15 protein-coding genes are annotated in these 14,883 nt (G+C 59.1%); 8 read left to right on the top strand and 7 right to left on the bottom strand.

Going from position 1 to position 14,883, the window contains the following annotated elements; translation table 11 throughout:
* Window positions 1–5 precede the first annotated feature (5 nt).
* The 4 genes from AS189_RS18785 (at window position 6) to AS189_RS18770 (ending at window position 4,685) form a co-directional block, all read left to right on the top strand.
* A complete protein-coding gene (locus tag AS189_RS18785; RefSeq protein ID WP_062292477.1) occupies window positions 6–698 on the top strand; it encodes a DUF6308 family protein in 693 nt (230 codons plus the stop codon).
* Window positions 699–880: 182 nt separating this feature from the next.
* The gene (locus AS189_RS18780; protein WP_062292474.1) at window positions 881–1,873 is read left to right on the top strand and encodes a hypothetical protein; all 993 of its coding nucleotides are present in this window, start codon (window positions 881–883) and stop codon (window positions 1,871–1,873) included.
* Window positions 1,874–2,751: 878 nt separating this feature from the next.
* Complete coding sequence (locus tag AS189_RS18775; RefSeq protein WP_062292471.1) at window positions 2,752–3,126, top strand: DUF1622 domain-containing protein; 375 nt, start codon at window positions 2,752–2,754, stop codon at window positions 3,124–3,126.
* Between the two features lie 617 nt (window positions 3,127–3,743).
* Window positions 3,744–4,685, top strand: a complete 942-nt coding sequence (locus AS189_RS18770) for a phosphodiesterase (RefSeq protein WP_062292468.1) — start codon at window positions 3,744–3,746, stop codon at window positions 4,683–4,685.
* A gap of 14 nt (window positions 4,686–4,699) precedes the next feature.
* Here AS189_RS18770 and AS189_RS18765 read toward each other — a convergent pair whose 3' ends face one another.
* Together AS189_RS18765 and AS189_RS20335 are read right to left on the bottom strand one after the other, a co-directional pair.
* Complete coding sequence (locus tag AS189_RS18765) at window positions 4,700–6,253, bottom strand: stealth family protein (protein WP_424581619.1); 1,554 nt, start codon at window positions 6,251–6,253, stop codon at window positions 4,700–4,702.
* Window positions 6,254–6,577: 324 nt separating this feature from the next.
* The gene (locus AS189_RS20335; protein ID WP_160320876.1) at window positions 6,578–6,754 is read right to left on the bottom strand and encodes a hypothetical protein; all 177 of its coding nucleotides are present in this window, start codon (window positions 6,752–6,754) and stop codon (window positions 6,578–6,580) included.
* A 180-nt stretch (window positions 6,755–6,934) separates the two neighbouring features.
* Between AS189_RS20335 and AS189_RS18755 the strand changes: the two genes are divergently transcribed.
* Both AS189_RS18755 and AS189_RS18750 read left to right on the top strand, forming a co-directional pair.
* On the top strand, window positions 6,935–7,360 hold the full coding sequence (locus AS189_RS18755) for a hypothetical protein (protein WP_129587347.1): 426 nt from the start codon (window positions 6,935–6,937) through the stop codon (window positions 7,358–7,360).
* 259 nt (window positions 7,361–7,619) lie between these two features.
* Complete coding sequence (locus tag AS189_RS18750) at window positions 7,620–8,876, top strand: phospholipase D-like domain-containing protein (protein ID WP_062292458.1); 1,257 nt, start codon at window positions 7,620–7,622, stop codon at window positions 8,874–8,876.
* Between the two features lie 271 nt (window positions 8,877–9,147).
* On the opposite strand, the gene AS189_RS20430 is transcribed toward AS189_RS18750, so the two are convergent.
* Complete coding sequence (locus tag AS189_RS20430) at window positions 9,148–9,303, bottom strand: hypothetical protein (RefSeq protein WP_193393499.1); 156 nt, start codon at window positions 9,301–9,303, stop codon at window positions 9,148–9,150.
* Between the two features lie 284 nt (window positions 9,304–9,587).
* On the opposite strand from AS189_RS20430, the gene AS189_RS20925 reads away from it, so the two are divergent.
* A complete protein-coding gene (locus AS189_RS20925; RefSeq protein ID WP_237759926.1) occupies window positions 9,588–10,289 on the top strand; it encodes a transposase family protein in 702 nt (233 codons plus the stop codon).
* Between the two features lie 31 nt (window positions 10,290–10,320).
* Window positions 10,321–10,866 carry a transposase gene (locus tag AS189_RS20920; RefSeq protein ID WP_237759925.1) on the top strand — a complete coding sequence of 182 codons (546 nt, stop codon included), beginning with the start codon at window positions 10,321–10,323 and terminating at the stop codon, window positions 10,864–10,866.
* A 146-nt stretch (window positions 10,867–11,012) separates the two neighbouring features.
* Here the strand turns inward: AS189_RS20920 and AS189_RS20330 are convergent, their stop codons facing one another.
* From AS189_RS20330 to AS189_RS18730, 4 genes are all read right to left on the bottom strand, one after another.
* On the bottom strand, window positions 11,013–11,183 hold the full coding sequence (locus AS189_RS20330) for a hypothetical protein (protein WP_160320875.1): 171 nt from the start codon (window positions 11,181–11,183) through the stop codon (window positions 11,013–11,015).
* An 11-nt stretch (window positions 11,184–11,194) separates the two neighbouring features.
* Window positions 11,195–12,013 carry an IclR family transcriptional regulator gene (locus AS189_RS18740; protein WP_424581617.1) on the bottom strand — a complete coding sequence of 273 codons (819 nt, stop codon included), beginning with the start codon at window positions 12,011–12,013 and terminating at the stop codon, window positions 11,195–11,197.
* Window positions 12,014–12,097: 84 nt separating this feature from the next.
* Window positions 12,098–13,354 carry an aminopeptidase P family protein gene (locus tag AS189_RS18735; protein WP_062292452.1) on the bottom strand — a complete coding sequence of 419 codons (1,257 nt, stop codon included), beginning with the start codon at window positions 13,352–13,354 and terminating at the stop codon, window positions 12,098–12,100.
* A gap of 60 nt (window positions 13,355–13,414) precedes the next feature.
* Window positions 13,415–14,749 carry an MFS transporter gene (locus AS189_RS18730; protein WP_129587441.1) on the bottom strand — a complete coding sequence of 445 codons (1,335 nt, stop codon included), beginning with the start codon at window positions 14,747–14,749 and terminating at the stop codon, window positions 13,415–13,417.
* Between the last annotated feature and the right edge of the window lie 134 nt (window positions 14,750–14,883).

Genomic DNA, 14,883 nt, shown 5'->3' with positions numbered 1-14,883 from the left:
ATTACATGCCGATTGACGCGATGGAACGTCTCAGCGACGAGGTAGCAGCTGGCCACATCCAAAAATACTTTGAAGTCCAATCCAATGGGCGCCCTTTGTACACGGGTTCCCGTTTCGAGAACTTCGCTGGGGGAGGCGACTTTGTTGAGCCGAACCGGATCACGGCCGCCGATCTGATTGCCGTATCCATGCTCTCAGTCCATGTCCCAGGCCAGGCTGCACTGGGAATCATGGAGGAGCTCGACGGTAAGATCGAGGCGCTCCTGACACCGTTAGCTGTCGAACTGCGGCTCGAGAACCTGACTGCGGAGCAGTTTTCGGAACTCCTTGACTACGGTTCGCCTGCGGATGGTATTTGGCAGCTGCTGCGACAGAAGAAAGCCACCTGGGGCATTGGCCAGACGACGGCCAGCAAAATTCTCGCTCGTAAACGACCGCATCTCGTCCCCATCTACGACTCCGTGGTGAAGGATCAGGTCGGTTTGCGCGACAGCGGCGGACAGTGGGTGAGATGGTGGGAGGCGTTTCAAGGCGACAAGGGTCGGCAGTTCGCTATGCGCCTTGAGTCCATCCGTGAAGCCTCTGGCCAGTCCCACCTGTCGCTGCTTCGCGTCATCGATATCGTCTTGTGGATGGACGGGCACGGTGCTGCGAAGGTTCGCGAAACGGTTGACGACGGGAAATGGAAAACCTCGTAAATGTGGTCCCGGCTGATGACAAAATGATTGGATACATTCCGGCTGCTGACCGCTGTTTTGTGAGTTTGGCAAACATAGATTGATATTCAGTCGATCGCTTTCGAGGGTTTTGGGCAGGCGCGAGCGGATGAATGGTAGGCTGCCACTTTGCGTAGCCACTCCAAAACCTGCACGATAGGACTATGACGGAATTTGGGTTTCCCTTCCAAGCAGCACGCGACATAGATGCCGAGATTGACTTGCCTAAACCTCGCGTTCGCTGGCACTACACTACTGCGGAGAGCCTTCCGCTGATCCTTCGAAACCACACGCTCTGGGCAACCAATATTGAGTTCCTAAACGATACGGACGAGATTAGAGCTGGGATCAAGCAGGTCAAGCGCTATTTCCGGAATCGAGATAGACGTTTCCTCTCCCCCAAGGAGCAGGATTCAGAAATTGATTTCTCCGCTGCGCGAGAGCTTATCGATGAATGGGAAGAGTTTCCGTTCAGGGGCAGCGCGTTCACTGTGAGTTTTTCGCGTGATGGCGACGACAACTCTCAGTGGGATAGATATGCCCAGCGTGATGGCTACGCCATTGGTATTCGGGAAGATTCACATATGCCGATCCTCGGATGCGAGCCACCCAGTGGGACTCTCCGGGGACATATTGAAGACGTTCCGCTTCGCTGGACACGCATGGCGTATCGACGTCGTAAACATCAAACCCTTATCCGGGACGCCGTTGGTGCGATGCAGGAGGGATTGGCACGGAATCCTTATCCAGATGAAGATGTAGACATGTCTGACCTCATGCGAGATCAAGCTGTAAGCGATTATGTAGTTGCCGTCGCGAGCATAAAGAATCGAGGATTCAGAGCCGAAAGAGAAGTCCGATATGTCGTGACACACCCCGACAATGAAGACGTCATTCACCGAAGAACGGGTGCCTACGGCGGAGAGAACGAGACGACTTTTGTTAAATTAACTGGTGCCCCGTTGGAGCACGATGACCTCCTCCATCCAGGCGACCGCCTGCAGTATCAGCCTCGGCCGCTACCGTTGCCCATTGTTAAAGTGAGACTTGGGCCGAGTCGACAAACCGCGGACGATGTCCAATACGTTAAAAATCTGTTGGACGAATGCGGGTACTCGGGAGTTAAAGTCGTGAAATCGAAGAGCACTCAGCGCTGATCGAGAGACCTCGGTCGCGCTCAGGGAGAACTCGGTGCTGAAGTATGGGCACGTTCTGTACGTCTGTGCGAGTGGCTTTGGCGCCCGGTCAAAGCCAGTGAAATTAGGATCCGGCTGAGCCACTTCCCTAGAGCCCACTGAATTTAGCCTTGCAGGCAGATCAAACGAACGGCTTTGTCTATTCAATAGACCTCATTGGCTGATGTGTTCCGGACTTGGCCGGATCAGCGTCTAATCGGTAGGCGTGGTAGGTGCATTGCTGTGTCCGCACTCGGTTGCTATGTGGTCGGTGCTGTTCAATTTGCCTTGCAGCGAGATTGGTATGTGAAATACAACCGACTCGCCATAAACTCTCCAGAATCAACGCAAACTGGAGAGTGTTTAGTATCTGCCATTGTCGCTGGCCTGCCCCTGAAAAACGAGCCAGGACGGGGTAATGGCAAGGAGTGGCAAACCGATACTTGTAAAGCGGGGTCATAAACGTTGACAACTGACGATTGGTTTTAGGTGCTCAGCATGATCTGACCTGCGGTGATGGGTTCCATTGCTAATTCTGCGGGACTTTTTCATTTACCGTTCCATCCAGCTGTTTCGGTTCGAATTCCGCAGTCGCCTGGTGGCTGGATTGGCTAGGGTTCTGGCGTCATTTTTGCCTAGCTATTTAATCCGCGTCAACGTGGCTGGAGTCGGGCCGTGTCCATCTGGGTGTACCCAATTTGGCGTTTCACGACATCTTCATGCTCAACTGGTAGTTCCGGACCTTCGTCTCGCTGGTCGATTGTTGCGTCTTCTAGCTTGTCCACAAGGCCCGTTCCATGCAGAAGCCTTCAAATGTACCGTAGGAGGAGTGGCCCGTGGGCCCGGAAAAGGAGACGAACATGGATGGTTTTCAACACCTGATTGATTCAGTCGGCCGTGCCGTCGATGCCGTTGGCGTCGCAGCCGTCATTATCGGAACGTTGCTTGCGGCTCTTTTCGCCGCGTCCCGGCTTATTCGCCGCGAAAGCGACGTGTATCGGCAATTCCGGCGGTTCCTCGGCCGGTCCATTCTTCTCGGCCTTGAGCTCTTGGTCGCGGCCGATATTATCCGCACGGTAGCAGTCACACCCTCGATGGAAAGCGTCGCTGTCCTAGCAGCAATCGTGCTCATTCGAACCTTCCTCAGCTGGTCCCTCGAATTGGAGATCACAGGACGCTGGCCGTGGCAGAAGCAACAAGAAGGGGCCTCGCAAGAGGAGAATGGCGCCGCATAGTGTTTTGCCTATTGTATCTAGATCCACGGCGGTGTGCAGGCCGCTGGGCTACATCGTTGCCGGTTGCCGTCCCAAGTGCTCTCGCTCCTGATAGCACATTGGGTGGCCAACTGCCGGACCAACTATTGTCCCGGGGCGGTCGCGGGGCTGAGCGGCCGCAGGGTGATTTCCTTAAAGTCCAATCGCACGGTGCGTAGTGTGAGTGAAGAAAGGCCCCAGTAGGCATTTCTGACAGGAGAAGGACCGTGATCTTCGCGTTTGTGGCCATCCGTGTACTCCTAGCCGTCACGGCGCTCTGTTCCGTTACCGCGGCGTGAGCCGTGGCTTTCGGACCTACGGGTGCTGCCTTGCTGGAGAAGGACCGCAGCGAATGGGTAGGGCTGCTTGATCTGCGGGCTCCGCCGCAGTCGGTACCCTCTCCGCGAGATCGATAGCCTCTCGGCACGTTATAGGTCTGGATTTTCCGGTGCCCCATCAATGGTCAACGGCCGCGCAGCCTCAGGCGTTGTCGCAAATTTACTGCTCTGTTGGCCCGGAATACACGCGGGAAGTGATTGGATGGAGGTACATGAGAGGGACACGGCGAACGCCGCATCCACCCGACCATTAAGGCAGTCATGGATTTCATTGAGGCCGAGCACCCCCGACCGCGTCATTTCCTGCTTCACTTGAGCGACACCCACCTGCTGGGTGGACCGGGCCTGCTGTACGGGGCGGTGGACAGCGAGGAGCAACTGCGCCAAACCTTCGCCGAAATAGCGGCGTCGGGAGCCCGCCCGGACGCGGTTGTCTTCACCGGCGACCTCACCGACAAAGGCGAGCCGGAGGCGTACGCAAAACTGCGCCGGATCGTGGAGCCCGCCTGCAAAAGCCTCGGCGCCCAGGTGATCTGGGCCATGGGGAACCACGACCATCGTGGAAACTTCCGCGCGAGCCTGCTGGGGGAACCCGCAAACGGCGCGCCGTTGGACCACAGCTACTATTTGAACGGGCTCCGGGTCATCACCTTGGACACTTCGGTGCCTGGATTCCATCACGGTGAACTTGACGTGGACCAGCTGGAATGGCTGGCCGGTGAACTTTCCACGCCAGCCCCTGACGGCACCATCCTGGCCCTCCATCACCCTCCGGTGCCTAGCGTGCTGGACCTCTCCGTGCTGGTGGAGCTGCGCCGGCAGTCCGAGCTAGCGGCGGTGTTGCACGGCTCGGACGTACGTACCATTCTGGCCGGCCACCTGCACTATTCGACCACCGCCATGTTTGCCGGGATCCCGGTATCCGTCGCCTCGGCCACCTGCTACACCCAGGACCTAAACGTGCCCGTGGGTGGCACCCGCGGCCGAGACGGCGGGCAGTCGTTCAATCTGGTCCACGTGTACGAACACACCATTGTCCACTCAACAGTGCTGTTGGGCTCCGGGCCGACAGTCGGCCAGCATGTCAACGCCGAGGAAACACAAAGCCGCCTTGCCGCGGCCGGGGTGCGAATCCCGGACCACGCGCCGCGCACCACGGGCATCCCCGTCCAAACGCAACAGATTAGGTTGGCGTCGCGCTGAACGTCATGGGATGCTCAAGCAGTGGCTGGCCACTCTTTCTCCCAAGGTGCCGCTATAGGGAAGTACCTCTTTAGGAAGTCCGTGACGAGTTCGGCGCGTTCGGCGGCGGGGACCTCCGGGAAGCTGCCGTCGTTGAGGCAAAAGAAGTCTATGTTGCGTTTGGCCAGCAGTTTGGGCAGGTACTTTAAGCCTGCTCGCGCCGTCGTGTCCACATATTTCACCTTGGCGTCCGTTTGGACGACTGCCTTGCCTGTGAGTAACCCGTAGAAGTGGTACAGCGAATTGGTGACGGAAATATTCTCCGCCGCCCGGAACCTGCTGGCCGCGGTGGCCCTAAATTCCTCCGGGAACTCGTGCTCCATCTCCGTCATAACGCTGCGGCGCAGCGGTGTGGCGGCATGTTCCAAGTGCCGGGTGGTGATGCGCCCGAACCGGTCCCAAAGCAGCTTCCGGTTGACCCGGGCCGCGTTCTCGAAGCCGCTGCGCTGGCTGTCGTTGTCGCCCAGGCCGATCCTGGTCTCGGCTTCGATAAACTTCGTGATCCCGCCGGGTGTGAAGAACATCTCGGGGCTGACGGGACGGCCGAAGAACATGTCGTCATTGGAGTACAGGAAGTGTTCGGACAAGCCCTCGATGTGGTGCAACTGGCACTCCACGGCTTGCGAATTGTGGGTCGGCAGCACCGAAGAGTCGGCAAAGAACTCCTCACTGCGGACTACCGTCACCGAGGGGTGCGCGGCCAGCCAATACGGGGTGGGGGAGTCGGTGGCGATAAAGATGCGGCGAATCCATGGAGCAAAGGTGTAGACGGAGCGCAGCGCATACTTGAGCTCGTCGATCTGCCGGAACCGGGCCTCGTGGTCGTCGCCCTCGCCCACCACCACACCCTTCATTTGGGTGCGCCGAGCGGCTACGTATTCCGGTGAGCTGCCGTCCACCCAGGAGAAAACGAGGTCAATGTCAAAGCCTATGTCGGCGGCGTGATCGGCAAACATGTTCTCAATGGTCGGCCAAATGTGGCCATATCGTTCCACTGTGCCGCGTACTGCGTCCTGGGCCAACAACGTGCGCCGGGTCAGCGAGTTCTCGATGGGCAGCACCAGTTGGTCGCCCTCATAACTCCACAGTTCAATCTGAACTCCTAGGGACGCTCCATAGCTCAGTCCGCCCTCGGGCTCCCATCGTGGTCGGTACAGTCGCAGGATCCGGGACTGGCTGTTCTTGGCCAGCGTCCCGTCGGCCACCAGCAGTGCGGTCTTCTTCCGGGCGTCAACGGCCATCGCATAGAACGGTTCGTGGGCGCATGCCTCAACAAGGGCCTTGCGCAGAGCGGCCCGATTGTGCCAGTCGACGGAGATGACGGGCCGTTCGTCGTTGCCGCGCACCAGCAGATAGTTCAGCCCGGCCGCTTCCAAGGCGACTCGAATGAACAATAGGTCTTCCACCATGGCGTCGTTGGGTGTGCGGTCGCGGTTGATCAGGACGTACCGGCCGCGGTGCTGGACGACGTCGGCCCTATCCTTGAAGCGGCCGACGGCGGACGGCGGGGTTTCCTCGAGGAGGTCCAAGTCGTCGTCGGTTGCAGGGTTGCCGTAATAGACATCATGGGTGGCGGTCACGTCTGTAATGGGAACTCCAATGCTGTTGAGAAAATGCTGTGTCGAAAAGGGGTGTCTCTTTGAATGATAATCCTTGGGTGGCAACAGTGGGGCTCACCGACGTGCGGGCCGGGGTGGCCGCTCAGGCTGCAGCAGCAACGTCTTGCCGTGGTGCTTGGTCCGGCGCGCACTATGCAAATCAGTAATATGTCGTTCCGGACGGTTGTCGTTGATATAGGGGCTGACCGAGGTTTAGCTTGCCAACTGTTAAGCGCTAGGTAGTACGTGTAGCGCTTAACGCCCAAGGCGCGTGCCGCGCGCTAGGCTGCGTTGGGTCATTGACAGGTACTTGAGGAACTGTGCACCGGTCACCACCTCAGGAGCGTGTGCTGGAAAGACGTTTTTCTCGCCCTCTCTTGGCCAGCCCATCAGCACAGCGTAGAAATCGATATTGCCCTCGGTGGTTTTCATTGGCAAGTCGACGCGAAGGGTTGCTGCCAGGCACGTTCCCTGACACGCCGAAAGCAGCACGAGTACAACTGGAGGATCAATGACACCGCACATACCCCCACCATTAACGAGAAATTGCTTGGTTTGTATCTGTCCGACCACCTGACCGGTGCCACAGCTGGCCTTGGAAGGATTGAACGGATGGCCAAGTACTTCACCGATACCCCGGTGCATGCCGAACTCAGCAGCCCAGCCGTGGAGATTGGACGTGAGCGGGAATTGCTCACTGGACTAATCCATGACTTGGGCACTCGTCAGCGCCCCCACCGTCAATCCTTAGCATGGCTAGCGGAGCACTTCGGCCGTCTCAAGCGCAATGGTCGGTTGCTCAGTCGGTCACCGATGACCTTGGTTTTGGAATCGGAACTGATGCGCGCCGCGGTCATGGCAAAGATCGGCGGCTGGCAGACGTTGGAGGAACTGGCCCCGCAACTCGGTCTTGAACAGTCCACGTTCGCCCGCCTCGTTACCCAAGCGGAGGTGCAAATCAAAGCGGTGGACTGCGTTCACGAGCACGCCCGCCGCAACGCCTTCCGCAAGGACAACGACAAGGACATTGCCAGCTAAAGAACTGAATCTTTGGACGCGGACTGCGCGGCATTGGCAAAGTGGCACTGTTTCGATCTACAAGCGCAGAAAAGGAAACTACTGCTCACCCCTCAGCGTGTGAGCTGAAGCCGGAACGCCGAGTCCTAGCTGTAATCGGCCTTTTCATTGCGCAATCCGGAGGCATCCACTCCGAAGCACCAGGTACCTCCGCGTTGCGCACAGGCGTGTACCGCCTGATTCACAAAAGAAGGCCCGACCAGGGCTATAGACTCTGCAAATGAATGAATCGTTGCCGGAACCCGTAGTTGACGTCGCCCGGAAGACAGTAGTCCGTTCACTCTTGGCTTTCGCCGCCGTCCAAGGGGCCGTCATCGGCGGTCTTGTCGTCTTGGACATGGTCAAAAAGAAGGGCCGGAGCAAGCGCAAGGGCTTCCCCCACCCGGGCATTTTTAACAGGACCATCGCCGATACCCACATTACGAGCTACACGTTCGGCGCCGACCTGTACCGAGACATGCTCCAGGCGATCCGCGAGGCAAAAGACAGTATCCTGATCGAGACGTTCATCTGGAAAAATGATGAAACCGGGCAGCAGTTCAAGGATGCCATCAACGAGGCGGCCGGCCGGGGCGTGAAGGTTTTTATCATCTACGACGGGTTCGCGAACCTAGTCGTGCCCTCCTCATTTTTCAGGTTCCATCCGGACGTCCACGTCCACCGCTTCCCCGTGCTGCGCACCTCGATGCTCACTCAAACCCTGCGCAGCACCGGACTGGACCACCGCAAACTCCTGATCGTCGACGACCAGATAGGTTTCGTGGGCGGCTACAACATCGGGTCCCTGTACGCCACGGAATGGCGGGACACCCACCTGCGGCTGATAGGCCCGTCCGTCTGGGACCTTCGCCAGGCTTTCGTGAACGTCTGGAACGAAAACGCGACAGGATCCACCCCGGAAGTTCCCCACACCGCCCCGGAGGTGTGGGAACCACGGATCCGCGCTGTCAACAACATCCCGGCAAATCTTGTTTACCCGATCCGCGGTGTCTACCTGGATGCAATCACCCGGGCCCACGACCATATTTACGTCACAATGGCCTACTTCATCCCGGACCAGCAGATCCTGCGGGCATTGCAGGCTGCCAGCAGGCGCGGTGTGGACGTGCGGATCATCCTGCCCAAGGATTCCAACCATGTCATCTCCGACTGGCTCTCGCGGGGGTTCTACCGCTCCCTGCTCGAGGACGGGGTGACCATCCTGCTATACCGCGATGCGATGATCCACGCCAAAACAGCCACGATCGACGGCCGCTGGTCCACCGTGGGCAGCGCCAATATCGACCGGCTGAGCCTGACGGGGAATTACGAGATCAATCTTGAAATTCACGATGAAGGTTTTGCCTCGGACATGCAGGAAATATTCGAATTCGACAGCCGAAACTCCAATGAATTGACCATGACGGAATGGCGGCACCGTTCGCCGCTGGCCCGATTCAGTGAAACCGTGCTGGTACCGCTGCGCCCCCTTCTCTAAGAGCAATCTGAACACCCCGGCGCAATGGGTCAGGAAATCAAGTAACCACACACTTGATGCTGGAGCCCCTAATTATCAGCTGGATTGCTTTGGACAAGCCCATCACTGGCATACCGAACGCCCCGGCAGGGATGACCCAATCGATCTCAACCCAGCAAGGTTTGCCGCATCAATTGCTAGAAGCTTCCCGAGCAAAAACATAGTGGCAAAAAGAAATCCCACCTTGATATTTCAAGGTGGGATTTCGGTGAAATGCATAGTTTTTGTTTGTCTATACCTTGTTGCGTACTTGTCGCAAGACTGCCATAACGGCACCCACAACCAAGAGGATAATTCCAATCCAGAGGAGGAACGCTGCAGCCTTCACTGCAATCCCCAAGACCAGTAGTACGATTCCGACAACGATAAGTGCTAATACGATTCCCATTGCCCCAACGTACCGCCATGGCTAATCAGACACAAGCGGAGCGGGGGAATAATTTCAGAAAGTATTCTTAGAGTTCGGCGATTTGGTGGTTGATTTTTCTCGGTATCAGAGTGAGGCCAGTCGGGCGCGGGCGAAGCCGGTTTGATGGCGGGCGCCTAGCCTCGGGGTTGAGGGCTCTCCGTGGTTCGTGGTGAATTCTGGTTTCGTGTCCTTGGACGCAGGTGGCTCGTAGCCCTGTTGTGGTGCATGTTCTGACGCATTCATTTTTGACAGGACTACGAGCCTTGAACGAGCTTACTTTGGTGCACCCTGATGCTGCCACCACCATCTTCAATCTGGACGATTATCGTGTCCTGGGAGCCGAGACGTTGAGTTTTGGCCAGCGCAGGATCCATAGTGAAAACACCGTCGAGTCCGGGTGCCCTGGCTGTGGTGCCATCGGCACCCGTCGCCACTCGGGTCGGCAGCAACGCGTTCGCGATATCCCGGTGGCTGGTCCGGTGGAAGTTGTTTGGGCCAAGCGGCGATTATTCTGCGACGAATCATCATGTCCGCGCAGAACCTTCTCTGAAGCCACGATCGAGGTCCCGGCCAGGGCACGCACCACGAGCCGGCTCCGCCGCGCCCTTGTGCGCGCTGTCATTGACTCTGGCCGCGCCGCAACGGAAACCGCCACCGCGCACGGGGTCTCGTGGTGGCTGTTGCAAAAGGCCCTGACCACGGCTGCAACGAAACTGCCCAACATTGATCTCCTGCGCCCGCGGATGCTCGGGATCGATGAACACCGTTTCCGACCCGTCCGCTTCTTCAAAGACCCGGAAACGAGTCTCTGGAAGCGCATTGAGCCGTGGATGACAACCATTGTTGACCTGAATACGGGACAGATCCTGGGTGTTGTTGACGGGCGAGACCACACCGGGGTCGGGGCGTGGCTCATCAAGCGGCCATTGGAGTGGCGGCTCGGCGAACAAGAACGTCGCCATTGATCCCTCGGCAGCATTCCGAAAAGCATTGCGGATGTGGCTGCCCCGCACCGCTGTCTCGGTGGATCATTTCCACCTCATCCAGCTAGCGAATCAGGCACTGACAGAAGTCAGGCAGCAACTTTCTCATCAGGTGCGGGGCCGCCGTGGCCGAGCCATGGATCCGGCCTGGGCCCACAGGATGCTGCTGCTACGGGCCCATGATGGGCTCTCAGATCAAGCGAGGGCGAAGCTAGAGAAAGTCTTCGCGACCGACGACCCGACCAGGAAACTCAAGGCAGCTTGGGACGTGAAAGAACAAGTACGAACACTGCTGCGCACCGGCTCCTTGGAGGATGCCGAGCTGGCCAAGGAAGAAATCGAGCGGCTGGTGAAGGAATCCAATCAGCCAGAAACAACTAGGCTGTGGCGGACCATTTGCCAGTGGTGGAAAGAGATTGAGGTCCTCATCGTCACCGGTGCCACCAAGGGAAAAGTAGAAGCCAACAATACCAGCATCAAACACGTCAAGAGGACCGGGCGTGGCTTCTTCGATAGCACCAACTACACAACTCGTATTATGCTCAGGAGCGCCGCCTGAACAGCGGTGAATCATCCATGACAACAATGGATTTCACCACGAACCGCGGAGAGCCGCTTTGTCGGCTTTCGGGGAGTTGTGGATGGTGCTCAGTCGAAGGAGATGAGCTGTCCAGGCCGTTGGGTGAACAGGTTGAGCGTTATGGTTCAATGTTGTTGCGGCAATTCTGGCTTCGTCCGCCCGGCGATGGGGAGTCCGCGGGCAACGGTGAGGCGGTCGTCGTCGAACGCCGTGGAGGGTACGGGTGTGGTCGATGGCCCAGCAGGTGTGCCTGTCCCGTCGGATAGAAAATACACATGGCGCAGAGAATCTGGCATGGTCACGCACTTCAGCGGAAACTTGTTGTCACATCCTGGCCGCCGAGCCGGGTGGTGATTTGTTGGGCGGTCCGGGCGCAGGCCTCGCCCAGGGTCGCCAGCCGTTCCGGTGAGACTCTGAATCGGGGTGCCGGGATCAGCACGGCAGCCACCAGATTGCCGCGGTGGTCGCGGACGGGTGCGGCAACGCCGACCTCGTCCAACGAGGACTCGCCGTAGTTGGTGGCATAACCCCGGGCGCCGGCATCCTGGAGCCGGAGCAGGTAGGCCTCCATGCTGGCCTCGTCCACGCCGGCATAGGAAATGGTGCCATCGATGATCAACGCCCGCACACGTTCCTCAGGCTCGACGGCGAGGAACACCTGCACGGAGGCGCTCATGGCGTCGTGGTAGCGGGCGCCCAACGGTGTGGTGTGCTTGACCTGCTGGGGGCTGGCGATTTGTTCCACGCACATGGACTCGCGGCCGTTCCATACCATCAGCGCACTGGTTTCCGTGGTCAGTTCGGTCAGGCGGCGCAGCAGGGGATAGGCAACGCGACGCTCTTCCAGCTCGGCCAGCAGTGGACCTGCCACGGCTATCAGCCCCAGGCCCAGCTTGAACCGCCGCGAATCGGGGTCCCTTTCCACCAGCTCTTCCTGCTCCAGCGTGGTCAGGATCCGGGACACGCTGCTCTTGTGCATGCCGACGCGCTGGGCAATTTCGGTCACCCCCAGCAACGGTTCCTCAACCGAGAAGCAGCGTAGCACGGCAACGGCGTTGACAATCACCGAGGTGCCCCGGGACTCGGAGGTGCCGTTTTCGGCGTTGTCCTTGGCTGTGGGAGTCATCATGGTTCCCATCTTTCCCTATTCTTCTGCGACTTAAACGCATCTGCGGCGCCACGTTGGATTCGTGGCGCCGCGGATGTCCAACTAGACGTTGATGATGTTGTGTTCGGGGCCGAATCCGAATTTGGTGATGTTTTCGGCGCCGTTTTCGCCGACGACGAGGATGTCGTGTTCGCGGTAGCCGCCGGCTCCGGGCTGGCCATCCAGGACGGTGATCATCGGTTCCATGGAGACGACCATGCCCGGCTCCAGGACGGTTTCGATGTCCTCGCGCAGTTCAAGTCCTGCTTCGCGGCCGTAGTAGTGGGAGAGGACGCCGAAGGAGTGGCCGTATCCGAAGGTGCGGTTGGCGAGTAGGCCGCGGTCGATGTAGATCTCGTTGAGTTCGGCGGCTATGTCTTTGCAGACGGCACCGGGTTTGATCAGTTCCAGGCCTCGGCGGTGGACTTCGACGTTGACGTTCCACAGTTCCAGGGAGCGGGCGTCGGGCTCGCCCAGGAACAGGGTGCGTTCTAGGGCTGTGTAGTAACCGCTGGTCATGGGGAAGCAGTTCAGCGAGAGGATGTCGTGTTCCTGGAGCTTGCGGGTGGTGGCCCAGTTGTGGGCGCCGTCGGTGTTGATTCCGGACTGGAACCAGACCCAGGTGTCGCGGATTTCCGAGTCGGGGAAGGTGCGGGCGATCTCGTGGACCATCGCCTCGGTGCCGATGAGGGCGACTTCGTATTCGGTGATGCCGGCGGTGATGGCGGCCTTGATGGCTTCGCCGCCGAGGTCCCCGATGCGGGCGCCATGCTTGATGACAACGATTTCCTCGTCGGACTTGATCATGCGCTGGCGCATTGCGTCCTGGGCCACGTCGACCAGGGTGGCGCCGTCGAAGGCTGCCTGGAGCTTGTTGCGGTTGTCCAGTGGTAGGGAGTCGTCCTCGACGCCGAGGCGGCGGACCTTGACGCCGCGGGTGCGCAGGGCTTCCTGGATGGCGAAGATGTAATTGTCACGGCGCCAGTCCGTGTAGACGATATTCTCCCCGTAACCGCGGCGCCACGGCATGCCGGCGTCGATGTTGGCAGTGACCGTGACGGTGTTGTCCTTGGTGACCACCATGGCGTAGGAGCGGCCAAAGTAGGTGAACAGGAAGTCGGAGTAGTACTTGATGCCGTGGAAGCTGGTCAGCACCACGGCGTCGAGATCCTTCGATGCCATGATCTTGCGCAGTCCCGCAATGCGTCGTTCCATTTCGGCGTCCGAAAACGTCAACTGGACCTTCTGGCCGTTGTGCAGCGTCTTCAGGCGCTCCAACTCAGCGACGGAGGTGGCGTTGTCATTGGTGATGATGGTCATGGTGACTCCTTGTTGATATTGCTTTTATTGATTCGAGGGAAAGTATTGGGGGTGGGGCTGTCAGTGCTTCAGGGGCGCCTTGGAGGTCTCCTTGGCGAGGGACACGGCGATTAGGGATACGATTGCGGCCGCCATCAGGTACCAGCCTGGGGCGAGGTGGGAGCCGCTGAGCTTAATGAGCAGCGTCGATGCGAACAGTGCGGTGCCGCCAAAGAGTGCGTTCGTGAGGTTGAAGCTCACGGCAAATCCGCTGTAGCGAACCTTTGTGGGGAACAGTTCGGCCAGGAAGCTGGGCAGCGTTCCGTCGTTGAGGGTCAGCATAGCGCCCAGCAGGATCTGGACCAGGATGATGACCAGGAAGTTTCCCGTGCCCAGGAGCATGAAGGCCGGCACTGTCAGCACCACGAAGAGGATCGAGGCTGTGATCAGGACCTTTTTCCGGCCGAACCGGTCTGAGGCCATGCCGGTCAGGAAGATGAAGCCAATGTAGGTGGCCAGGGCAACAGTGGTGGCCACGAATGAGAGGGAGGCGTCCAGGCCGACAACTTCACTGAGGTAGGTGGGCATGTAGCTGAGCACCACATAGAAGCCGACGGCGTTCAGGACCACGGCACCGACGGCAATCAGCAGCGGACGCCAGTGTTCCTTGAACAATGACATGACGGGCGCCTTGATTGCTTCGTCTTCCTTTTCCAGGGCAAGGAATGCCGGGGTGTCCTCGAGCTTGACACGGATGTAGCGGCCGATCAGGCCCATCGGTGCGGCCAGCAGGAATGGCAGGCGCCAGCCCCAGGAGTTCAGCTGGTCCGAGGACATCGACACGGACAGCAGCAGGGCGATGAGTGAACCGAGCAGCAGGCCGGCGGCGGTGCTGGCGGGGACCACGGCTGCGTAGAGGCCGCGCCGGTTTGGCGGGGCATACTCCACCAAGAACGCCGACGCTCCGGCGTATTCACCGGCGGCCGAGAAGCCCTGGACGACCCGGACCAGCAGCAGCAGGATGGGCGCCCAAATGCCAATGAGTGTGTAGCTGGGGATCAGGGCGATGGCGAAGGTGGCCGCGGACATGATCAGGATCGACAGGGACAGGGCGTTCTTGCGCCCCACCCGGTCGCCGATGTGCCCCCAGACGAAGCCGCCGAGGGGGCGGACAAAGAATGAGATGGCAAACAGGCCAAACGTCAAGAGCAGTGCTGTTTGCTTGTCTGCCTCGGGAAAGAATACGTGGGATATGGTGACGGCCAGGTAGCCATAGACGGCGTAGTCGAACCATTCGACGAAGTTGCCGATAAAACTGGCGCCGACCACCCGGCGCAAGGTGCTTTTGGAAACACCCTTGCCGTCATTGGGGCGGGGCTGGCCACTCAAGCTCAACTGCTCGGGCGTGAGGGGCATCGTTGCCGTCCTGGCGCCGCTGGAGGATTTGTGATTTGTCATTGTTCCACCAAAAATGTTTGGGGTTGCGTTCGACGCAACGCTGTTGCATCAGACTATGTGTGGCGGGCGTCACCGTCAAGACCCTTTTGACT

The sequence above is a fragment of the Arthrobacter alpinus genome (assembly GCF_001445575.1).
GTDB lineage: Bacteria > Actinomycetota > Actinomycetes > Actinomycetales > Micrococcaceae > Specibacter > Specibacter alpinus_C.
This window is presented reverse-complemented; position numbering and strand designations above follow the sequence as displayed.